The organism is Spirochaetae bacterium HGW-Spirochaetae-1, from assembly GCA_002839375.1.
GTDB lineage: Bacteria > Spirochaetota > UBA4802 > UBA4802 > UBA5550 > PGXY01.
Genome location: PGXY01000008.1, coordinates 98,794 through 120,647, shown reverse-complemented (window position 1 = coordinate 120,647; position 21,854 = coordinate 98,794). Strand labels below are relative to the sequence as shown.

Below are 21,854 nucleotides of genomic sequence, written 5' to 3'. Positions count from 1 at the left end.
ATCCAGCAATTTCCCATACAACAGCTATATAACAACAATCTAACGAGACAGCAATACCGTCCATACTTCGCCGTTCTTCTTCCGTTGATGCTCCGTTGTTCCTTCGTTGCTCCTTTTATGTTGAAAAAACCGTCTGAGTCCCGTAAAAAAATTCAATTTCATCACGCTGCAATCGTATTAAATAATAAGGGGCCCAGCAGGGGCTATAATCAAATATTTTTTGCGCTCAAATATGATCTTTGAAAACATATATATCCCGAGGAAGATAAATATTTACCGCTCCAAAAACCTCAAGGCGGAGAGCACAAGGATGTGCTCTCCGCCTGGGATGCGGCTGAGGATGGCACACGACGTGCCTCCGCAGGCCGCTCAGAGTGAGTTACCTGATACAGTGTGTCTTAGCCACCGCCAGCGCTTGAGAGAGCGCGACCAACACGACGTTGGAAGTGCCGGCGTAGGCACGGATGCCGTGAGCCGGCCGGGGGTGGTCCAGGAGGGGCGCCGCGTCGCGCCCCTCCTGGAAAGTCCAAGGCCCACTCGGGCCTCCCCGCACCGGCAGAGGGACCCTGCCGCAATTCTCACCCCGTTCCGGCATGTCGGAACACTCAATCACCCGGCCGGTGATTCCGGCCAATATACATCACTATCCCGATATAAAAAAAAGAGGCCCATCGGGCCTCCCTCTTCCTACCTATAAAGAATGCCGCAGTCATGCTTTTACGCATTCTCATTCAGTTCATTGATAATTTTTACCACGGTATCATCATCCATACCATGAGCCTTGACGCCCTGCTCAATGGTCTCCATGACGCCGATATGGCATCCGATACAGTGAAGCCCGTATCTGCCGAGAACCGGCGCCGCCTTGGGAAATCTCTGGATAAGTTCACCGAAGGTCATATCCTTCGTAATAGCCTGTGACATAGTCAGCCCCCCTGAAATAATTTCTAATGTATGTAGAAAGTACTGATAATCCTGTCTACTATTTTTTTTACTACCTATAGTCTATAGCAAATGATATAGAATTATCATAAAAACGTCAAGTGTAATATGATTCAGTTTGTTTTCCGATTTCACTCCGGTACAAATGCTGTAAATATGGAATAAATATGCCGAGAATTATAGAAGGACCGGCATATTCTTCCGGGCAGGTTTGCGGCATCGATACAGTGCCCATAATTGTATGGTCAATATGTGATATTTTATATATATTTAATGAGGAATTCCAGGTAATCCCTATATGAACACCCTTTTAATAATCATACTGTTTCTCATTATCGTCATCCTCATCTGGGCTCTCTTCGGCGGAGAAAAGGAGGCTGATACCACCGGCAGGGGCAGCACTGCCACGCCACCGGAACAGATGTTCCGCAAAAGGGCCGCGGACCGGGAAATCGAGGAGGAATTCCCCGAGGATGCTTTCAAGCACCGCAGGAAATCGGACCGTCAGACCGTTCCCAACGTGAATGAGCCTGACGAGACGTTCCGCCTCCCCTACCTGGCCGACGACATCATCAGCGATTCATCGCGGCTGCGGGTGTATAAAAGAACTCTCATAAATTCGGAGATATATGCCGGCAAGGGGGATTTCACCACGGCCATATCCCTTTACGAAGGGGTCCATGCGCGGACCAGGGACACCGATGTCCGGTTCAAAATCGATGCCGACATCGAGTACCTCCGAAACTACAAGGTGAAAAAGGAAAAAGACAACCGGCGCATGGACCGTGAGAAGATGCTCCAGGAACACGGGAAGAAACAGGAATTCCGCTTCACCCTGGACGGACCCCAGACCCTCAACATCGGCGTACTCGATCCCAAGGAAAAAATAACGGCAGACCAGATCGCCCAGAAGGTTTCGGAACAACTGAAACAGGAGCTGGCCTCAGAGCAGAAAGAGGAGATGAAAAAAATCCGCGAGAGCATCGAACTCTTCAAGGATGAAAATTCGCGCCGATTGAAAGAGCTTGAGCAGCTCCAGAAAGGGGAAGTCGGAGATGACAGCAGCCGCATTAAGAAGGAAATTGATGAGCTCAATGCATTAAAAGACAATCTCAACAAGCTGGGCGATCGCCTCAACGACGGCCTGAGTAAAATTCCCGAAACTGACCGGAACCGCCTGCTCTCCGAAGCCCGTTTTGATAAGCCCTTTGATCCCAAACCCATCATGGACCTCCTGAGTAAAATCCCCGACAAAGACGATATGGAGAAGGCCCTCAGCAAGGAACGGGGCGTGGAATCCCCGCAAGGTAAAGGCGCTCCCGATGAGTCCCGCTCCCTGGAAGAGAAAAAAGAGATAAAGGAAAAATACAGCGAGGATGATGAAGAGGAACTGGAACTCCTTCAGGATGTTGTGCACCCTAAAGATCAGGATCAGCTCACCGATGAAGAAATATTTGAAAAGCTGATCCGTGAAAACAGGGATAAATCAATTGAAGACGATATAGAGATCCTGGGGGAGAAGAAAGAGGATATCAGCGAATTCGATATTCTGAACAAGGACACGAAAAACGAGCGCCGCGAGGATGAACGCTTCTACCGCAACCTCCTGGCCACGGAAAAAAGATATAAAAAAGAGCTCCCCATTCTCAAGGTGAGCTATGACTTCAACAAGCTTCCCGACGAGGTAAGCCTTTCGCGGGAAAAAAATCTCATGGAATACTCCTTCTACAAGTACAAGCCCATGCTGGAAAAAGCCCACGAATTCATCCAGAAACGCCAGGTGCGCGACGCCATCAACTACTACAAGGTGGTCCTGGGCCAGAACATCCCGCCGGAATTCAAGGCCATGATCCGCAGAAATATCAGCGACCTGACGGAATACCTGGAGAAATATCTTACGGGAGACTGATGCATCCCGGAGAGTATCAACTCCCTGCGTTTACCCGGTTTTCTTTTTTAAAACATAGGATTCTTCACCCAGACCGGCGAGAAAATAATTCTTTAACCTGTTCATGCCGCTGCTATTTTCCATCAGCCTTTGCAGCAGAAGCATTGGACCTGACGGAAACCAGAGGGAATGATTTTTGCAGTACATCCAGCGGAACCTTTCTCCAGGTATAAACATCGGCCCAGGTCTCTTCCGAGTAGGTTTTATCCTGGCACTGATTTCTCAATTCCTTCCGGTTTATTTTTTTTCCGCCTTCGTCACAATAAAAGGTTCCCTCGCCATCGGTGGATTTTATATACATCCTTTCAAATTCCTTCGTAATCCATTCTTTTGTATCAAAGTTCCGCGAGAGAATATCGTCGATATAGCGCGCCCTGCCGTCATAACCGGCCACCTTTACCGGATTCATGAACTTTATGGTTTCGCCTGTTACCTTATAGCGGCCGATGATGATGCCCGTTTCCGGTTCATTGTCCTGGGGGTAATCGTTGAGAAACACCGCGGCTACATAATAATCCCCCACCAGCAGGGGATTGAATTCGGCAAAACATGACAGGCCGCCGCAGACGACATTGCATCGTATCCGTTCCAGTTCAAAACGGGCATTTTTTTCCGTATTGTGTGCCGTTGTTAAAAGGTAGCCTCCGAAAACCCATCCTTTTGTCGCCTTTTCCCGGTACCAGGAACCCTTGATGCCGCCAATTTCACTTTTAACATAACTTTTTTCAGTAAGCTCCAGGGGCGTCCCGAAAGAGAAATATTTTATCACCGGCGCATCAACCCGGGGCGCCTGCCGGCACGAGAGTTTCGAAGCCGTAACAATCCCGATACAGGGCGGATCCATTTCCTTGGGCCCGCAGCCGGCAGTAAAAAAGGCATGGACGACAACAAGTAAAATTATTGTGCGATATCTAGTAAACTTCATTAATACCCTCCACGACAGATTGACTTCAGCTTCACTTTATGTCCCACACTATTCATCCCCGCTCTTCAAGAATTTCCCTGAGTTTCACCACCAGGCTCTCCAGGTCAAAGGGCTTCTGAAGAAAGCCGTTTATTCCCATATCAAGAGTCTCCTTAACCCGGTCGTCTTGCCGAAAGCCCGAAGTCAAGATCGCTTTGACATGAGGATTGATTGTTCGCAATCTGGAGTAGACTTCTTTGCCTGACATGCCAGGCATGGACAAATCAAGTATAACAGCCCTGATCTTGCTGCTGTTTTTATTATATTCTTCGATACCCCCCTCTCCATTTGAAGCTGTGATAACCTCATAGCCGGCCTCCTCCAGCATATACCGGGTAATGTTTCGTATGACTTCTTCATCGTCAATAACCAGTATGATTCCCCTTCCCCTTGAAAACTCATCAGGAACATATTTTTCATCTTTTATCAAAGCATCCATATCAATGATTGGCAGGTATATCCGAAATGTTGCCCCCTTTCCAAGCTCTGAATAAACATCAACAAACCCGTTATGTTCTTTTATAATTGAATAAACCATTGATAGTCCCAATCCCGTTCCCAATTCCTTTTTCTTGGTGGAAAAAAATGGTTCAAATATTTTCTGCCGTGTCTCTCCGTCAATGCCAACACCGGTATCACTGATCTCAATCATCCAGTATTTTGTCCCATCCGTCGCTTCGGGATGATACATCGAAAAGGCCTTATCGGCCGTTACCTTCTCTCTGCATACACAGAGTGTCCCCCCCTCCTTCTCATAAGGTTCGCGCATCACCGTCATGGCATGTGAGGCGTTAACACACAGGTTGAGGATCACTTGTTCAATCAGCGTGGGATCGGCCATGGTAATCGAGGGTAAATCCGGTATGAAAAATTCCAGTTTAATGCTTTTTGAGAAGCTATTTTTACATATCTTCAGGACATTCTCCATGGAATTATTGATATCCATCCGGACAAATTCAAGAGTGTGCTTTCTCGAAATGGCCAGAAGCCGTTTTACCATATCTGCAGCACGATCAGCGGAGTTCCTGGCTGTATGGAGATAACTAAAAATTTTTTCCTTATTTTTAGCACCTTCATCAAAGGTATGTTCAAGAAGGGACAGGCTCCCGATAATACCCCCCAGAACATTGTTGAAGTCATGGGCCAGTCCCCCGGCAAGCGTGCCTATTGTTTCCATTTTCTGGACCTGCCTCAGCTGTTCATCTTTATAAACAATTTCAGTAATGTCATTAATAAAGCCTTCCAGGTAAACATCTTCGTTAATATCTGAGACTTTCCCCCCCTTCTCAAATACCCACCGTATGGCGCCGTCCTTTCTTATTATCCGATACTGGATTTCATATTGCCGTTCTTCATCTATTGCCGCCTGAACATTGTCCCTCACATACTTCCTGTCGTTGGGATGAATAAGATCATTATATGACAGAAGACGGTTGCCAATCAAGTCTTCAGGGTTATAACCTGTCAGAACGTAACATCCATTACTAACATACTCCATGCTCCACTGGATGTCATTGGCGCAGCGGAATGCCAGGCCCGGCAGGTTGTCGAGAAAATTTGTCAGCCGCCGCTCGCTTTTCCTGAGCAGGATGTTTGCCGTTTCCAGTTCATTCCGGGAGGCAATCAACTGCCGGTTCAGATTTTCCAATTCTCTATTCTTCCCTTTTATCTCTTCCTCTACAAGTTTCCTGCCCGTTATGTCCCGGAAATTCCAGACACGGCCAATTATTTTTCCACGGCTGGCAAGAGGACATGTATAACGTTCAAAGACACGACCGTCCCTAAGATGAATTTCCTCATTGCTTTCCTCCCTGGTCCTGTATAACTCCTCGACCCTTGCAAGAAACTGTCCCGGATTTTCAAGGCCGTCGATCACATACCTGAGAAGTTCCTCGTCACTGCCCTTTGCTACAACATTCCGGGGAATGCGCCACATGTCACTGAACTGCCTGTTGCTGGTGATGACATTTCCATCTTCATCGACCACCAGAATACCGTCGGCCGTTGAATTTAAGGTCCCATTCAGCATATCTCGGTTCTGCTGAAGTGTCTCTTCAGCACGTCTCCGGTCGCTTATTTCCATACCAATGCCGAAAAAATAATCAAACTCGCCGTTATCCTTAAAAATGGGACGGCCATGCCATTCCACCAGGAATTCCCTTCCATCCTTTGCCAGTATCCTGTTTTCATTGATGGTCGGTTCGTTCTTCTCCACAAGCGTCCGGAATACAGCATTCAGCTTTTCCCAGTCGCTTTTCGGCACCAGGTTTTCCAGGTAATCCCGGCCTTCAACCTCATGCCGTTCATAACCCAGCAGTGTGAGCATGCTCTCATTCATTGAAATAATTTTTCCCTGCGCATCAATCGCAACAAACAGAGTGGGACTTGCAAGGAGTATAGTACTGTTCAAGTCGCTCTCACGCATAATTTTCTTTATGCCGGCATACTCCTCCATATAATCACGGACAATGACCAGGACTTCATCCTCATCACAGGGAATTAGACGGGCCTCCAGGTGCATCACGGACTCATTCAACTCAAGGTCATATTCATATTTCTTTATTGCCCCGCGTGATAAAACCTCAAGCACATCTTCATTAATTGACAACGGCAGTAAATTCTCCACCCCCTCTTTTCCCTTTATCTCATGCAGCGGGACGCCGGCATACTCACTTAAGCTGCGGTGACCATTATTTAAGGTTTTGCATGCTCCACTCCGTGATATTATAAACATAGCATCCGGATGATGTTTTAAAACCGATTCCCAGTTCATGTCACTTTTCATATTGAATCGCTCTTTATTCAGCACGATCTTATTAAATTGTTTAAATAGTATTCATCTACGAAATCTTATCGCTGAAAAGCGCTTGGTTTGACCTATGATTATACCATCAGAAAGATGGAAGAACAATAATAAAAATTATCCCTATTCCTTATTTTAACATGACCGCATATAGTATCTTCTCAGTCTTGCATAAGTCGTTTCAATGGAGCTAAAAAAGCTGCAATAGCGTTTTTTTTACAATCCCAGGATAAAATCGGTCGACAACTGAAAAACCGGATAATAGTATATGGCAAAAATGATCAGGAGGCTCCATGTCAGACATACGATTTGATGGGAAAGTAGCGGTTATAACCGGCGCCGGTGCCGGTCTGGGAAGAATCCATGCCCTTGAGCTTGCCCGCAGGGGAGCCATGATAGTGGTCAATGACCTGGGCAGCGCTTTGGACGGTTCCGGACAGACACAAAAAGCCGCTGACTCCGTTGTCGAAGAAATAATCAAAGACGGAGGGAAAGCCGTTTCCAACTACGACAGTGTCTCAACGGTGCAGGGCGGTGAAAACATCACGGCTTGCGCCCTGGATACCTTCGGCAGCCTCGACATCCTCGTCAACAACGCCGGTATTGTGCGCGACCACTCCTTCACCAAAATGACCGAAGATGAATGGGACGCCGTGCTAACGGTCCACCTGAAGGGGGCCTACTGCGTCACACGGCCGGCACTCGCTGCCATGAAGGAGCGCAACTACGGAAGAATTATTTTCACCTCATCGGGTGTGGGGCTCTACGGCAATTTCGGCCAGGCCAATTATGCATCGGCCAAGATGGGACTCATCGGCCTCATGAATGTGCTGAAACTCGAAACGGCGAAAAACAATATCAGGATAAATACCATCGCTCCCAATGCCGTGACCCGCATGACCAGCAGCATTTTCCCGCCGAACCTGGCCGAGCTTTTAAAACCGGAATACATCACGCCTCTCCTGCTCTACCTTGCCTCTGAAGAGAATAATGACAACGGCATGATTTTTAACTGCTTCAGCGGGTACTACAGCCGGACCGCCATTGTCTGCTCAAAAGGAGTACTCCTGGGTGACGGAAAGACGAATATATCGCCGGAGGAAATACGCAGTCACTGGAATGAAATAACGGCCCTGGAGGAACCGAAAACCCTCGGTTCCATCGTGGAAAGCTTCGGCTATATCGCCCCCCTTCTGAACAAGTGACGGCAACGTGATGAATACACCAGGCCGGGGAAAAATTGCGGCGCCCGTTATCATCCGCTACACGCTGCTGCAATTGCCGGCCCTGGGCCTGGTTACGGCTCTCGTTCTTTTTTTCGGCGGACGGACAAACCTGGCCTGGTACTGGAAACTGATCATCATCTCTGCCTGGGCCCTGAAGGACATCATCATGTTTCCTTTTGTGTGGCGCTCCTATTCCACGAGGCCCCACGACACGGTTCATTCCATGATCGGAAAAACCGGAACGGCCGTGGATACCCTGGCTCCCCGTGGCCGCGTGCTCGTGAGCAATGAAGTGTGGCAGGCCTATTCCACCGCAGACCATGACACCATAATAAGTGGCGGAAAAATCATTGTTGTTGACATGGAAGGGCTCACCCTTATGGTGAAATCACACAAGGAGATGTAACATGAAAATTGAACTGACCAGAGAACAGTATCTTGCCCTGGTGAAACTGGCATGTCTGGGAAACACCGTAGCCAACGACATCCGCGACGAGGATGAGCGGATCGAAGAGCTTGATAAAGCCGAACAGTACCTCCTGTCCCTGGCAGGGGATTTCGGCTTTAAAGAACTGGTGGAAAAGGACGATGATATTCTTGTACCGGGCAAGGGACTGGCCGATGAGCTGGATCTTATCATGACTGATTTTGAAGATGAATGTTTCTGGGATGAGCTGGTGCACCGCATGGCCCGCAGGGATTTTCTCGGCAAATTCGGTGAGGCAGCCGTTAAAAAGATGAAGCCCGCTGAAAGGGACGAGAAAGAAGATGCCTTCATTGAAAAATACGACAGGGAAACATCGGCCCATGGCATTGATAATCTAAAATTCTCGAATGTAAAATAAGGCGTCTTATTTTACCATTTTTCTGCATATCTCATCGAGGCCCCTGCGTTTCCCCAGTTTTGCCAGCGGCCCCAGGTCTTCGGTGGTTTTCAGTACATGGAACATGTCCGGATCAATAGTCAGCACCTGTGGGTTTTTCGCCAGGGGCAGAAGGGCCGTGGCAGCATAGCCCGCCTTGGGTGAACGGGGAAGTCCCGGCAGTATTTCCTTGGGAGACGTGGCATAATCGGGAAGGCCCTGCCCGGCCAGCAGAGAGTTCTCAAAGGCATAGAATCCCGTGTTATAGGGAAGATGATATTTCCCCGATCCGTCCCTGACAGCCCGTGTCGCATCGTTCCTGGTATGCTGCTCGATTATAACCGTCCTGCTTTCACCTCCACGCTTCAGCGAAACAAAGGTCCCGTAGGGATCATCGACGGGAAAGCCTTCACGGAGAATACCCGCGCCGATGCAGTCATGTCCCCGCAGGGCCCCTGCTATGAGGGGAAGAAGGCGCTGATCATAGAGCGCCGTTGCCTGTACAACAATTATTTTATCACAGCCCAGGGTCTCAAGCCACTCCAGCGCAGATGGGCCGCCTGCGCCTGTCTTTTCCCTGAGTTTCATGAGCGGGCCGCCCGTTTCATCGGGCTGAGTAACCGGTATTATATTCCCTCCGTCGGCACGGCAGACAATCTTTTCATCCACGGTAAAGTGAAGCCTTTCGTCCTGCATGACCACACGAATATTGGCCAGTCCGAAATTTTCGTACCTCTCCAGCAGGCCGGGGATAACCCGGGCCGTGTCGGACCCTTCTGATCCCGTGGTTACAATCACGGGAATATCCATACCATATTCAGCACAAAAAAAAGCAATCATGGCCAGGTTTGTCTGTAGCGTGCCGAAATCCCCGTAGAATCCGGGAAGCGAATATGTTGCCTTGGTGAAATTCTCCAGTTCGCGGGCCGGCACCCCCTCACTGATAAGACTCAGGCGAAGCCTCTCACCTTCGCCTCCCGCGGTCAACACCAGGGCATGCCCGCGAAGATTGGCGGGGGATGCATCGATTCCCGCTGCAGGAACAAAAGGAGGAAATTCCTGAACTGCCCCGTCCAGGACGTTCTTCTCTCCTTCCATGTTGGCCAGGGCCTTTCTACGATGCTGCAGGTGCAGAGAAAAAACCGCCGGGGGAAAATGCCGGTTCATATACCCGATAAGCGATTCGCGCTGCTCCGCCGAAAACGAATTATAATCATGGGTCACTTCACCCAGCGAAATATCAGACCACAGATCCATAGTCAATGTTCCTCCGCATCATCAGGCAATATTAATACATCACGGGCATATCTCTCACGAGGGCCCGCCCCTGTCAAGGGATAATGAAAGCACGGCAAATACTGAATTGAATATATTTTGTATGATGGGTGGGGATATTTTCTTTGCCCGTTCTATTTTTTTATAACATTATTCGGCAAGTCTCATGATAATATTTTCCAGGCCCGCTTTCCATTCCATAAAGCTGCTGTCATTTTCCAGCCACTGCTCATAGAGTTCAGAATCCTCGGAGAGTACCCTCCGCAATGCCTTCACGGCCTCGTTCTTAAAGCGCACCACGGGCATCTTACGGTTTTGGTTCACCCACTCCATAAATTGTCCGTTCCCGGAATCATAATCCATATCATTGACAAGGGCATCTATGACCGCCGCGGCAACCACAGCGGCACACGAGGTTTCGTAATCGAGATAAATGGAATCCACGGCATCCTCCAGGGCATTGCTGATATACTCGATGGATTCTGAATCACGCAAATCGGTAAAACATTCCAGTGTACAGTCGTCCTCAAAAACTCCCGGTCCCCATGTACCCATATCTTCCCCCTCCAGTATGCCACGAACAGTCTCAGACCTTTTATCGTTCCCGACAATAATATTCAAACGTCAATCCAGCCTGGAATGCGGCCCGTATGTTTAAAAGTATAACATCGGTGCTCCTGAAATCAAGTTTTTTCCGTACAATAGTTCCCTTTATTAAACTATAACTGTGATGATTTACATGCTTGAATATTCTTGACAAAATCCATAATTCGTTATATTATTTGATCTCGCGTAGTGTAGTATTTATGTGGTTTACCAAAATTGAAACCCTTTTACAATCTCATACAATATCAGCGGTGTGCTGGCTCATCCTGACGGCCATTGTATTGTATGTGGATTTCATTACCGGACCGGCCATTTCGTTCCCCGTATTCGTTGTCCTTCCCGTTGCCCTGGCAGCCTGGTACAATGGCAAAGCCTTCAGCATGTTCCTGTCCATACTGAGCGTCGCGGTTTCGGGACTTCTCTTTCATTATTTATGGTTCAAAGAATTTGACGTGATTGAAAACGGGACAAACGCCTTTATTCAACTATCTGTTTTTATCCTCATCGCCTTTTTAATTGACCGGATTTCCCGGATGACAATGGAACTTAAAAAAGAAATCAAGGTTCTCGAGGGATTTCTTCCCGTATGCAGTTTCTGTAAAAAGATCCGCGATAAAGACAACAACTGGCATCAGATGGAGGAGTATATTTCCGATCATTCCCAGGCCCGGTTCTCCCACGGTGTATGCCCCGATTGCGCCCGGAAACATTACGGCTTCACAGATAAGAAAAAATAGTGTTACAGTATATCCACGGCGATAATTGTCGCGTCGTCGTCCAGCATACCCTGCACCGCATCTCCCCATAAAGCCACAGTCTCCATGACACCGTTCACAAATTCGCCGGCGGAAAGATGCAATGTACTTCCGATATAAATATTGAAATTGTCCGTAAAAAACATCTCGTTCGCGGAATTCCTGACTTCGACAATACCGTCGGTGTAAAAAATGAGGCGATCGCCCTTTTCCAGACTCACCTCCATGGTCTTATACGCGACATCCTCGACCCAGCCAAAGGGGAATCCCTTTATTTCCCGGGACTGTATCTCTCCCCCTGTTTTTTTCGCGATCAGGACAGGCCAGTGTCCGCCATTTGTCATATGGGCGATGTTTTTCTCCATATCGAGGATCGCCATGGCCGCCGTGATATACTGGTCTTTCAGATAAGAACACATGATCCGGTTTACCCGGGCGAAGATCAGCGCCGGGTCCTCCTCAAGCTCCAGGTAAAATGAATAGGCGACCTTCAACATTGCGCAGATAAAGGCGGCCGGGATCCCATGACCTGAGACATCGGCAATGAGCACGGCAATTCGTCCGTCAGCAAGCCTTTGTATGTCGTAAAAATCACCGCCCAGCTTTTCCATGGGCCTGTAGCTAACGGCGATATCAAGACCCTCGATCCGGGGAATTTCCTTCAGGAGAACGGTCTGCTGTATTTCATGGGCAATCTCGATATCGCGGTTTATGACGCCAAGCCTTGCGGCAAGCGCTGCGGATTGTTTAAAAGAAAGGAGGCTGTTGACCCTGGCAAGCAGCTCCTGCCGTTCCACGGGCTTCCCTATGTAATCATTTGCGCCGGCTTCGAAACCCGCCATAAGGTCTTCCTGTTTATTCCTTGCCGTGAGCATCAATATGGGAAGCTCATAGGACGAATACCGCTCCCGGACCTTTCGGCATATCTCATAGCCCGACATGCGCGGCAGCATTAAATCCAGGATTATAAGGTCAGGCGGGCCCTGGCGCTCGATATATTCCAGTGCATCGGACCCGTATATGACGGTATCGACGCGGTACCCGGCGAGCTGCAGATTCTTTTTCAGGACCTGCAGAATCACGTGCTCATCATCAATCACGAGAAGGCGGGATTTTCCGCTGTTCTCCAGGTCCGGCATGGAATCAACATTCGTCTCATCCTTCCCAGGGACCCCGGCATCACCGTCAAAATAGTATTGAGCCTCCATGGTTACGCCCTGCCGTTCACTGGCAAGGTACAGAGGCATGACAGTGCTTGTCCTCATGGTAAAGCTGAAACGCGAACCGCCCTGCGGCACCTCCTCCATCCATATCCTGCCCCCGTGAAGCTCCACAAGCTTTTTTGTTATGGCCAGGCCAAGTCCCGAACCGGAATACATTCTGTCAATGGACCCGTCTGCCTGTTCGAAGGATTCGAATATAGATTCCCGTTTGTCTTCCGGTACACCGATACCGCTATCCTCCACGGTTATCACGGTACAAGATTTGCCTTCATCGTTGACTGTTATTGCCGATGTAATGATAATAGTTCCCTTCTCAGTGAATTTAACAGCATTGCCCAGAAGATTCAGCATAATCTGCTGCAGCCTGTATTCATCGCCCCATACATACACCGATTCAACGGCGATACGGTTCTCCACGATGAGACCCTTTTCCAGAACCAGGGGATAGAGGATGGAGATGACCATTTGGGTTACGGAGTACATATCCACGGACTTAACCTGGAGTTCGAGATCGCTGTGTTTCAGCTTTGAGAAATCCAGAATATTATTGATCAGCTGGGAAAGCCTTCTGCCGCTGACGGCGATGAGAGTCAATTCCCTTATGGCGTCATCTCCATATTCACCCCTGACGCTCTCAATGAGGGATTCGGTGAGCCCGATGATTCCGTAAAGAGGTGTTCTCAGTTCATGCGATATATTAGCCAGGAATTCATCCTTCAGGATATCGAGTCTTTTCAGCTCTTCATTTTTTTTCCGCATTTCCGAAATTTCCAGGCTTACGACATGGGCAAGATGGTTGAATGTGGTGGCCAGTCGCCCGAACTCATCACCGGATCTCACGGGAATCCGATAGCTGAAGTCGCCTCCTCCAAGATGCTCAACGCCGCTGATCAGGCTTTCCACCGGCCTGGAAATTATCTGCCCCAGGAAATAACCGATTATAGTGACAATGATTATGGCCGCGGCAGTAACACCATAAACAATACTTTTCATTTTTCTTATGGGGGCCTGGACTGCACTTTTTGAAAACACAAGGCGGCTAATGCACAGGGGGGCCTTTCCAGGCAACGAATCAGTGGCTGCAAACTCATAGCATATATCATTCAGGCCCTTCATGTACCGTTCCGATACGCTTTCCTGCCGGAGAAGCCTTTCAATGGTTTCATCGTCGACCCTGAGGGAATCAACGAATCCGGGCCTGAGAATATTTTCGTTCACATAGGAGGCAAGGATGAGTCCGTTATACTTTTTCCGCGAAGAAATAAGGATGGAGTCGGCATAGACAAGGCCATCTTCATTCAGAGGAGAGAACATGGTGATCATTTCAGCAGCGTCAATCCGCGAACTCATGATATCGCCGCCATTTATGAAAAGTATGTTCGTCGTAGAGCGCGCAAGCATCCGGGCGTCAATCACACCGCGGTGTTTGAGAATATCAATGCTATCGGCCTCCTGGCGGTTCAATATAAAAAGCGATAATGGAAGCGACGATGCGATTATAATGACTATGAATATGATGATCTGCTTATACTTCAGCTTCATGGGCAGGACCTATTTCAGTTTTCTCATGGTTCTGAGCCGTTTTTCCGCCCTTTCAAGATACAGCCCTGCTATCTGGTTTTCCCGATCGATAAGCAGCAGTTTTCTGCACACGGCAATGCACATTTCATAATTCTTATCATCATAAGCTTTAACGCACTGACCCTCCATGCCTTCTACACGATCAGCAAGTAATTGACGAACACCGGCCAGGCTCTCCCTGGCCGCGTTCATTTTCGGATGTATACTCTCGAGTATTGTGATAGCCCCGTAATAATCCCGGCGTTCCATAAGCACCCTGGCTTCTCCATAGGCCTTTTCCGATTCCCCGATAATCCTGAGATAATTTTGCGCGTCTCGGTGACCCGAATCGAGCGCCAGCACTTTCTGAAAACTATCCCCGGCTGAGGCGAAATCTCCTTCTTCGAAGCGGACCACGCCCTCGTCATAGTGTCCCTTCAGTTCGGAATAAGGAATTTTCCCTTCACGGCCGTTGATACCTGCCCTGCCGAAGCTGTATACCATGCCCATGCTGAATTCATGGCTCATGAATGCCCTGTCGGAAAGATCATTTTCTGAAAACCGGTATGAGAAGCGCGCCTGGATTTTTTGCATAACAGGAATATAAAAACCGGTCCCAAAAGAAAATCCCGCCTTGAATGTGCTGTCCTGCTTCCCGGTATTTCTTGCGTCTATATGAAAGACGCTCCCCCTGAAGGAAACTGATGCATATACGCGAAAAAACGACCACGGAGAATAGTAAAGAACCGGCCCGATATTGGCAGAAAAAGACATGAGGGATGATGATTCCGTATTCCTGATACCGTATCGTGCGAAAGTCATATCAGCTTCGCCCATTAGAAATTCACCGGCATAGGGAATGATAAAAACACCGAGGGAGTATGCCCCTGTCAGAGTGGCGTCATAATATCCCGAGAGCATACCGTATCCCCCGGAAACACCGAGCATAAGGGGATTCATCGGATCATTATTCCCTGCCCATTCAGACCGTGCATCCCGGCCGGAAAAAAGAAAAAGAACCGCCGCTATCAATAAAATCTTTCTCAATGTTTCTTCCACTCTCACTCGTATTAGGGCGAAGTGGAAATATTTCGCACAACGCCATCGCCCCGCTAACGGCGGCAATTATTCGGTTGCACCCTCTTCCATGGTAAAAACGGCGATATTTTCGTACTCATCACGGACCATAACATTGAAATAATATGTCGTTCCCGGAGCAAGGCCCCCGATAAGTTCATTGTTAAGGCCCGGGATCCATTCACCGACCGTGTAGCTTATTCCATTAAGCAGCGAGGCATAGGTCCCGTTGTTCATTATATCGGTATAAGTTTCAATATTGGGCAACAAGGAATAATATATCTGGTATTCCAGGTCATCGGAAGCGGTTACATTATCACTGGGCTTCTGCCATTTTATCTTCACGGAGTTGGTCTGGGGCTGAAATATAGTCAGTTCACCGTCGTTCACCAGAACGGGCGGCTCAGTGTCGATGGCGGGAATCTCATCGGTCACGGCTGAGTTCATAACATATGCGGAAACATTCCCAGCCCTGTCACTGACCAGCACATTGAAATAATAGGTTCTGTCCGGTTCAAGTCCGCGCAGAGTTATGGTCTGTATATCGAGGTTCCAACCCGTGGTATATTCAATTCCATTTTCAACAATTTCCGCATAGTTAGCTATGTCTGAATTGTCGGACATAATTACTTTATAAAGAAGCTCCGCACTCACTGTTTCGTTATCAGAGGCTCGCACCCATTCCACGGTGATGGAATCAGTCCTTGTATCGGCTATGGTCAATAGGCCCGAGCCTCCCGTTACCGGCGCCAGGGTGTCATCAGGGCCGCCGGGAACAACTCCGCCGCCGGCCTCAACCTCTTCAACAATCAGCCGGTCAAAATCATCGCTGCATCCCTGACAGAATACGGTTATGCATGCCAGAATAATTATTACAATAGAACGAATATTCCCGAGCAAAACGCTTCCCGAAATAATTTTTTTGTACCCCGCCTTCCGAATGGAACAGCACTGTTTCATATAGTAAAATTTGGCGTCATCCTCCCGCGCACATAATGGATTAATCATGGCCGGAACGTCCCGGTTACATTCAATATAACTATTATGATACACATGAGCAATCAATAAAAAACCGGCGGTTATAAAAACAACAGGTTGATATTACACCTAAATAGAGTTTACTATCGACGAATTCATCATGTTACAAGACGAAAATGATTGAAGGCCTCACCATCGGTATTGAATAGCTTGATAAAACTCTGAAGATTAACCACCTTGAAAACATTCCGGACATCCGAAGAGGCATTGGCGAGAACAACATCACCGGAATTTTTCCGCAGGGCTTTTGCAGTTGAGATCAGAACACCTATACCTGAACTGTCGATATATTCAAGATCATGAAGATCCAGCAGCAATTTCAAAGCCCCGCCCTCAATGAGTGCATTAAAAAATATCCAGAAATCCCTGGAGTTCTCAAAATCAACCCTTTTAGGAAATCGTATTTTAAAAATGATAGTACTGTAATCAATAACATCCTTTACTATGGGGGACACTTTAACAACTTCGATATTGACGTTCATGCATTCTCCCGTTGCAGTCTGTATTATTATACTATCCCCGTTGCTGCCTGTCTATAACATAAGGGACCGGCATGTATCTATTTACGCCAGGCAAACCTCAGATAATTCATGGCCTCTTCTTCAGTGTCAAAGATCTTTATGAATTTATGAAGATTGAGAGGTCTGAAGATATTCTGGATATTTTCATCGACGTTTATCATCACCAGATCGCCATGACCGGCGCGTATAAGTTTGGCCGCGTTGATGACAATACCGATCCCCTGACTGTCGATAAACTGGAGATCGCACATATCAATAATCATCTTCACAGCACCACCCTTTATGAGGGTTCTCACAATGAGCCCGAAATCCAAGGCCCTGTCCATATCAAAAACATCTGCGGCTGCCGCTTTGAAAACAACAAAAGTATAGTCGAGATCTTCCCGCTGCCTGGCACTTTTATCGATTATATTAAAAATCATGTTCTATATTACCGCTGTTTCTACAATAACAACATAACTGTGGAGCACAATGTACACAGCGACGGATTTTTTCAGACACGCCGGTTTTTGATTATATCACTTCCGCGCCACGTGTCAAGATGGATTGTTAAAAATAGATACCGGGCGACGAAAGAACCGAATTTTATCGTGGATTGTTGAGAGGTATGGTTGATAAGCTTTTAATTCTTCTCACCAGTTGGTCCAGCAGCTCACCCTCACTGTCCATGTGCAGAGCAAGAGCTCCCTGTGCGCATGCGTCGAGACACCGGCCGCATCCGGCACAGTCTCCAGTTATATATGCAGTCCCATCCCGCAGGTCAATGGCATGAAGAAAACACCCATCCACGCAGGAACCGCACCCCGTGCAAAGCTCCCCATTCACCGTTATTCCGATGCCAGGCAGTTTCCGGTAGGCTTTATCGAGGTTAGGCCCCCGGCTCTTCATATGCCTGCGGAAAATACAGCAGCAGTCGTCACAGAAACAGATGAACATGAGTGATCGGAAATCCGAGAGACCGAACGCGACGGAATCTATCCAGGTATGAGCCACATTGGCGACAAGCCCGGCCCGGGCCGCCCTGTCCACGTGAGCAAAGGCTTCTTCCTGCGAGGCCCACCGTCCATGGCTCGGGTGAATCCGCCTAGCAGAGGGGCCCAGGGCCATGCAGCCGATGTTCTTCGGTTTTTCCGAGCACCCGCATATACTGCGACAGACACATTCATCAAAAATAAATATATCATCGATCATGGACAGAAGACCTTCCATTACACGCCGCGGGATCAGGGCCGATTCTGGTTTTTCCACCGCGGCCTGAATAGGTATGACGGTGAGTTCATTGTGGGGCCGCTTAAAAAAAGGATTGATTATCCAACGAAGGAGAGGTACGTTGCTGAGTCTTTTTCCGGCAATAATGACGGGCCACGAGGAGGCAACGAGAATCCTGGCAAATCTCTTTGATGTTCCATACCTGCCGAAATACTTCACGGAGGCCACCTCCCGGGAGAAAAATATTATTGAGCCCGTACGAAAAGGGTTTTACCACTCACTGCACAGCATATCAAACACTTTTTCCGCCAGGATTTCCGTTTCTTTCAATGTTCCTGAATTATCAATGATAATACCGGCCTTTTCCTTCTTTACATCAACGCTCATCTGCGTGGCAATGGTAGCCTCAGCCGTGACCCGGTCGACCCTGTCCCTTTTCATGAGCCGCTCAATCTGGGCTTCCCGTGATACGTGCACGACTATGACCTTTCCGAAGAGCTTGTCCCACCCCGCTTCGAAAAGAAGCGGGACATCAATAATGACGGGCTTGCCGTCATCGTTGTTCCGGTGATATTCAATACGCTGCAAAACCCTGTTGTTGATATGAGGATGGAGGATACTGTCCAGGAGCCTGCGCTTTGACCCGTCACTGATCATTATTGCACGAAGAGCCTCCCGGTTCAGCGTGCCGTCGCTATTGATTATCGTTTCACCGAAGGCCTGCCGAAGCTCTTCCAGTCCCGGCTGCCCCGGCTCCACAACCTCCCTGGCGATGATATCCGTATCGATCACATGCCCTCCCCGGTTCATGAAAACACGCGCCACTGTTGATTTTCCCGTGGCGATGCTTCCCGTTAATGCCGGGCACTTTCGTATAAAAGCAATAGTTTCCTGGTTCATGATGATTCTCCTGCAATTTCCGGGCGGAGGAGATTAACGTTCCCCACGCCCGGAAATGCTTCCCCGTATCAAAAATTCAGTTTAATTTACTTACTCTGCCGGAGCACCCGTGAAAATGTATTCATTTGCTTTGACAACAGCCGATTCCAGATTGAGAATGGCTTCGGCTTTACCAAAAAGCTCCGGAAACAGTGCGCCGATGTAATACTGTGAGGAAAGAACACGTCCACGGTAGTAGGCGGCTTCCTGGTTGTCCATGAGCAGTTTGTCCAGTTCCTCTCCCTTCTTATCACCGATAAGCTGCGCCATTTTCGGCTGGGCCACGGTAAGCGACCAGAGATGGAGCCACCCCAGGGTCATAACGAACATCATATCCAGAAATGGCTTGGCATTCATGAGAATCTGCATTATCTTCATGCCGGCCATGAGTTCCTTCTTCTTATTTACTATTTCATCAACTTTAGCCAGTCCGCGCTCCACCGAGGTGATGTATTTATCATCAACGATACCGCGGGCTTTTTCAATGACTCCCTTCACATTTTTCACAAAAATGGAATAATTGTACTGCTCTTTGTTCATGAGAAGTTTTCTCATCATGAGGTCGAGAGACTGGATACCGTTAGTTCCCTCGTATATAGCTGTGATCTTGGAATCCCTCATGAGCTGCTCCACGGGATAATCTGAGCAGTATCCCGAACCGCCGTAGACCTGTACCGCTTCGGAAGTAACCAGCACCGATGTATCGGTGTTCCCCGCCTTGCAGATAGGAAGTACGAACTCGGCAAGCGCGCGTGCTTCCTTGCCTGTATCACCCTTATCCACATGCTCGACCGTGAGACAGTCAGCCATAAGGTAGCAGAGCATCCGCATGCCTTCCACATGGGACTTCATCCACATCAGCATGCGCTTGACGTCGGGGTGCTGTATGATGGGCACCGGCTTCGCCTCGGGATTCATCATCTGTGTCACGTGCACGCTCTGCACACGGTTTCTGGCGAAGGTAATCGAATGCATGTAAGCCGATGAAGAAAGAGCCAGGGCCTGTACGCCCACACCCAGGCGGGCCTCGTTCATCATCTGAAACATGATCTTCATTCCCTGACGTTCCTCACCGAGAAGATAACCGACACACTTGCCGTTTTCACCGAAACTCATGGTACAGGTCGCAGACCCTTTTATGCCCATTTTATGTTCGATACCGGCACAGACAACATCATTTTTATCGCCCAGAGAGCCGTCGGCTTTAACATGATATTTCGGAACCAGGAATATGGATATTCCCTTGGTTCCCACAGGGTCCCCTTCTATTCTGGCAAGAACGGGATGAATTATATTTTCATAGTAATCATTGTCTCCGGCGGTGATGAATATCTTCTGTCCCGTGACAAGATATGATCCGTCGGCCTGTTTAACGGCCTTTGTCTTAAGGGCACCAACATCGGAACCGGCTTCGGGCTCGGTCAGACACATCGTGCCTCCCCATTTTCCCTCAAGCATTTTCCCGGTATATATTTTCTTCTGTTCTTCTGTGCCGAAGTTGTGTATGAGCATCATGGAACCATGTCCCAGACCCGGATACATCATCATGGGCATGCTGCCGGCCATGAACATTTCGTTGCAGGCCTGTGTGATGTTCTGAGGCATTCCCATGCCGCCAATCTCTTCCGATTCTCCCAGGGCGAGAAATCCCGCTTCGTAAAAAGCGCTGATGGGCTCCTTGTAGCACTGGGGAATCTTCACCGATTTGGTAGCCGGGTCATAGGAGCAGCCGATCTTGTCGGCTTCTGCACTGGCGGGATAATTTTTCTCTACGGCTATCCTCTCCGCCAACTCGAGTATTTCTTCATATACGTCCCGGTCATGCTCAGCATACTGCGGGTATCTGTCTTTGAGTTTGTCTGTTTCAAGCATTTCAAAAAGAACAAACCTCACATCTCGTGAATCAATAATGGGATTTATGGCCATAGTCACCTCCTAACAGCCCTGTTTTTATTCCGACATCCAATAAATGATTGGACATCCAACCAATTTTCTCCGATGCTATAAAGCGTTTTATTTTAGTCAAGAAAAAATTAGGCTGATGCGGGTAACCGGGGATAGTGTGCTGAACCGGATTCGCAAGAGAAAACGCGCTTCCGGAAAATTTTTATTGCCATTTACAAATCGTGACCATATAAAAGTAACGTGGTGTCTGTAATACAAGTCCAACATGCTGCATGAGCAATCACCGCACAATCATATATCAGGAGGTTCCCGTGAAAATAAATAATTTACTAACAGCCGTTATTCTTCTTTCTTCGATCACACTGTTTGCAAGCTCGGAATGGCAGACCGCAAAACAGGGTGATGGTATTCTGGTGCTCAACAAACCGGTTCCCGGCTCTCCCATGAAAGAATTGAAAGCCGAATGTACCCTCAACGCCCCGCTTGAAGTCGTTTGGGAAGTGCTGTACGACAACTCCCGTTGGAAACTCTGGTTCGCCGATTGCATTGAACAGACGGTGATCAAGATGATCAATCCATCGAAGAAAGTCGTATATCATGTCGTAGACGTCCCCTGGCCCATCAGCGACCGTGACACTGTCGCCGTATGTGATTACAACAAAGATTTCGCCAAGGGGACTATCACGGTCAGCGTCAGGAACATATCATCCCCCGATGTTGAACAGTACAATATGGAAAAAAAGACCAAAGACAATAACCGGGTACGCATGCCTAAAATGTTCGCTATTTTCACCGCCACACGACAGGGACCTGACAAGACAAAATTCATCTATAATGCTCACGCAGAGCCTGGAGTGGCACTTCCCGCATGGGTACTGAACATGTTCGCTACAGCACAGCCCTTCAATACCCTTAAAAAACTTCAGAGTGAAGTAGGCAAGGATATCTATAAAAAAAGGGCCGGCCTGTAGAACAAAATTCAAACCGGAAGGAGGCACAC

At 48.3% G+C, this 21,854-nt stretch carries 20 protein-coding genes; 7 read left to right on the top strand and 13 right to left on the bottom strand.

Translation table 11 applies throughout. The annotated features are described in order from the left end of the window. The first annotated feature begins 232 nt into the window (after window positions 1–232). Window positions 233–697 carry a hypothetical protein gene (locus CVV44_16615; GenBank protein PKL37256.1) on the top strand — a complete coding sequence of 155 codons (465 nt, stop codon included), beginning with the start codon at window positions 233–235 and terminating at the stop codon, window positions 695–697. A gap of 20 nt (window positions 698–717) precedes the next feature. On the opposite strand, the gene CVV44_16610 is transcribed toward CVV44_16615, so the two are convergent. Beyond that, window positions 718–924, bottom strand: coding sequence for a disulfide oxidoreductase (locus CVV44_16610; protein ID PKL37255.1), 207 nt, complete (start codon window positions 922–924; stop codon window positions 718–720). A 316-nt stretch (window positions 925–1,240) separates the two neighbouring features. Here CVV44_16610 and CVV44_16605 point away from each other — a divergent pair, with 316 nt between their 5' ends. Further along, window positions 1,241–2,851 (top strand): hypothetical protein, encoded by a 1,611-nt coding sequence (locus CVV44_16605; GenBank protein PKL37254.1) that lies wholly within the window; start codon window positions 1,241–1,243, stop codon window positions 2,849–2,851. Window positions 2,852–2,963: 112 nt separating this feature from the next. On the opposite strand, the gene CVV44_16600 is transcribed toward CVV44_16605, so the two are convergent. Beyond that, window positions 2,964–3,815, bottom strand: coding sequence for a hypothetical protein (locus CVV44_16600; protein PKL37253.1), 852 nt, complete (start codon window positions 3,813–3,815; stop codon window positions 2,964–2,966). A 52-nt stretch (window positions 3,816–3,867) separates the two neighbouring features. Further along, window positions 3,868–6,639: a hypothetical protein gene (locus tag CVV44_16595; protein ID PKL37252.1), complete on the bottom strand. Its 2,772-nt coding sequence runs from the start codon at window positions 6,637–6,639 to the stop codon at window positions 3,868–3,870. A 311-nt stretch (window positions 6,640–6,950) separates the two neighbouring features. Here CVV44_16595 and CVV44_16590 point away from each other — a divergent pair, with 311 nt between their 5' ends. From CVV44_16590 to CVV44_16580, 3 genes are read left to right on the top strand one after another with little or no spacing between them, the layout of a single operon-like run. Continuing rightward, window positions 6,951–7,862, top strand: a complete 912-nt coding sequence (locus CVV44_16590; GenBank protein PKL37251.1) for a serine/threonine protein kinase — start codon at window positions 6,951–6,953, stop codon at window positions 7,860–7,862. Window positions 7,863–7,872: 10 nt separating this feature from the next. Next, window positions 7,873–8,289 carry a hypothetical protein gene (locus tag CVV44_16585; protein PKL37250.1) on the top strand — a complete coding sequence of 139 codons (417 nt, stop codon included), beginning with the start codon at window positions 7,873–7,875 and terminating at the stop codon, window positions 8,287–8,289. Window position 8,290: 1 nt separating this feature from the next. Then, a complete protein-coding gene (locus tag CVV44_16580) occupies window positions 8,291–8,728 on the top strand; it encodes a hypothetical protein (protein PKL37249.1) in 438 nt (145 codons plus the stop codon). Between the two features lie 6 nt (window positions 8,729–8,734). Here the strand turns inward: CVV44_16580 and CVV44_16575 are convergent, their stop codons facing one another. Next, a complete protein-coding gene (locus CVV44_16575) occupies window positions 8,735–10,003 on the bottom strand; it encodes a hypothetical protein (protein ID PKL37248.1) in 1,269 nt (422 codons plus the stop codon). Window positions 10,004–10,171: 168 nt separating this feature from the next. Then, window positions 10,172–10,642, bottom strand: coding sequence for a hypothetical protein (locus tag CVV44_16570; protein PKL37247.1), 471 nt, complete (start codon window positions 10,640–10,642; stop codon window positions 10,172–10,174). A 185-nt stretch (window positions 10,643–10,827) separates the two neighbouring features. Between CVV44_16570 and CVV44_16565 the strand changes: the two genes are divergently transcribed. Further along, the gene (locus CVV44_16565; protein PKL37246.1) at window positions 10,828–11,364 is read left to right on the top strand and encodes a hypothetical protein; all 537 of its coding nucleotides are present in this window, start codon (window positions 10,828–10,830) and stop codon (window positions 11,362–11,364) included. A gap of 2 nt (window positions 11,365–11,366) precedes the next feature. Here CVV44_16565 and CVV44_16560 read toward each other — a convergent pair whose 3' ends face one another. The 8 genes from CVV44_16560 to CVV44_16525 form a co-directional block, all read right to left on the bottom strand. Next, on the bottom strand, window positions 11,367–14,147 hold the full coding sequence (locus CVV44_16560; protein PKL37245.1) for a hypothetical protein: 2,781 nt from the start codon (window positions 14,145–14,147) through the stop codon (window positions 11,367–11,369). A 9-nt stretch (window positions 14,148–14,156) separates the two neighbouring features. After that, window positions 14,157–15,212, bottom strand: a complete 1,056-nt coding sequence (locus CVV44_16555; GenBank protein ID PKL37244.1) for a hypothetical protein — start codon at window positions 15,210–15,212, stop codon at window positions 14,157–14,159. Between the two features lie 78 nt (window positions 15,213–15,290). Continuing rightward, a complete protein-coding gene (locus CVV44_16550) occupies window positions 15,291–16,250 on the bottom strand; it encodes a hypothetical protein (protein PKL37243.1) in 960 nt (319 codons plus the stop codon). A 128-nt stretch (window positions 16,251–16,378) separates the two neighbouring features. Continuing rightward, on the bottom strand, window positions 16,379–16,762 hold the full coding sequence (locus CVV44_16545) for a hypothetical protein (protein PKL37242.1): 384 nt from the start codon (window positions 16,760–16,762) through the stop codon (window positions 16,379–16,381). 77 nt (window positions 16,763–16,839) lie between these two features. Continuing rightward, entirely contained in the window at window positions 16,840–17,223 is a 384-nt protein-coding gene (locus tag CVV44_16540) for a hypothetical protein (GenBank protein PKL37241.1), read from the bottom strand. A gap of 163 nt (window positions 17,224–17,386) precedes the next feature. Beyond that, entirely contained in the window at window positions 17,387–18,229 is an 843-nt protein-coding gene (locus CVV44_16535; protein PKL37240.1) for a hypothetical protein, read from the bottom strand. A gap of 51 nt (window positions 18,230–18,280) precedes the next feature. After that, entirely contained in the window at window positions 18,281–18,910 is a 630-nt protein-coding gene (locus CVV44_16530) for a dephospho-CoA kinase (protein PKL37239.1), read from the bottom strand. Window positions 18,911–19,000: 90 nt separating this feature from the next. Continuing rightward, entirely contained in the window at window positions 19,001–20,875 is a 1,875-nt protein-coding gene (locus CVV44_16525; GenBank protein ID PKL37238.1) for an acyl-CoA dehydrogenase, read from the bottom strand. Window positions 20,876–21,126: 251 nt separating this feature from the next. Here CVV44_16525 and CVV44_16520 point away from each other — a divergent pair, with 251 nt between their 5' ends. Beyond that, window positions 21,127–21,825 (top strand): hypothetical protein, encoded by a 699-nt coding sequence (locus CVV44_16520; protein ID PKL37237.1) that lies wholly within the window; start codon window positions 21,127–21,129, stop codon window positions 21,823–21,825. The last annotated feature ends 29 nt before the right edge of the window (window positions 21,826–21,854 follow it).

What these genes read in the sequence shown, in the direction of transcription:
- CVV44_16590 (PKL37251.1), top strand. Translation starts at nt 6,951, where the DNA reads ATGTCAGACATACGATTTGATGGGAAAGTAGCGGTTATAACCGGCGCC.
- CVV44_16545 (PKL37242.1), bottom strand. Translation starts at nt 16,762, where the DNA reads ATGAACGTCAATATCGAAGTTGTTAAAGTGTCCCCCATAGTAAAGGAT.
- CVV44_16530 (PKL37239.1), bottom strand. Translation starts at nt 18,910, where the DNA reads ATGAACCAGGAAACTATTGCTTTTATACGAAAGTGCCCGGCATTAACG.
- CVV44_16580 (PKL37249.1), top strand. Translation starts at nt 8,291, where the DNA reads ATGAAAATTGAACTGACCAGAGAACAGTATCTTGCCCTGGTGAAACTG.
- CVV44_16585 (PKL37250.1), top strand. Translation starts at nt 7,873, where the DNA reads ATGAATACACCAGGCCGGGGAAAAATTGCGGCGCCCGTTATCATCCGC.
- CVV44_16550 (PKL37243.1), bottom strand. Translation starts at nt 16,250, where the DNA reads ATGATTAATCCATTATGTGCGCGGGAGGATGACGCCAAATTTTACTAT.
- CVV44_16605 (PKL37254.1), top strand. Translation starts at nt 1,241, where the DNA reads ATGAACACCCTTTTAATAATCATACTGTTTCTCATTATCGTCATCCTC.
- CVV44_16610 (PKL37255.1), bottom strand. Translation starts at nt 924, where the DNA reads ATGTCACAGGCTATTACGAAGGATATGACCTTCGGTGAACTTATCCAG.
- CVV44_16575 (PKL37248.1), bottom strand. Translation starts at nt 10,003, where the DNA reads ATGGATCTGTGGTCTGATATTTCGCTGGGTGAAGTGACCCATGATTAT.
- CVV44_16600 (PKL37253.1), bottom strand. Translation starts at nt 3,815, where the DNA reads ATGAAGTTTACTAGATATCGCACAATAATTTTACTTGTTGTCGTCCAT.
- CVV44_16540 (PKL37241.1), bottom strand. Translation starts at nt 17,223, where the DNA reads ATGATTTTTAATATAATCGATAAAAGTGCCAGGCAGCGGGAAGATCTC.
- CVV44_16520 (PKL37237.1), top strand. Translation starts at nt 21,127, where the DNA reads ATGAGCAATCACCGCACAATCATATATCAGGAGGTTCCCGTGAAAATA.
- CVV44_16615 (PKL37256.1), top strand. Translation starts at nt 233, where the DNA reads ATGATCTTTGAAAACATATATATCCCGAGGAAGATAAATATTTACCGC.
- CVV44_16525 (PKL37238.1), bottom strand. Translation starts at nt 20,875, where the DNA reads ATGGCCATAAATCCCATTATTGATTCACGAGATGTGAGGTTTGTTCTT.
- CVV44_16565 (PKL37246.1), top strand. Translation starts at nt 10,828, where the DNA reads ATGTGGTTTACCAAAATTGAAACCCTTTTACAATCTCATACAATATCA.
- CVV44_16560 (PKL37245.1), bottom strand. Translation starts at nt 14,147, where the DNA reads ATGAAGCTGAAGTATAAGCAGATCATCATATTCATAGTCATTATAATC.
- CVV44_16595 (PKL37252.1), bottom strand. Translation starts at nt 6,639, where the DNA reads ATGAAAAGTGACATGAACTGGGAATCGGTTTTAAAACATCATCCGGAT.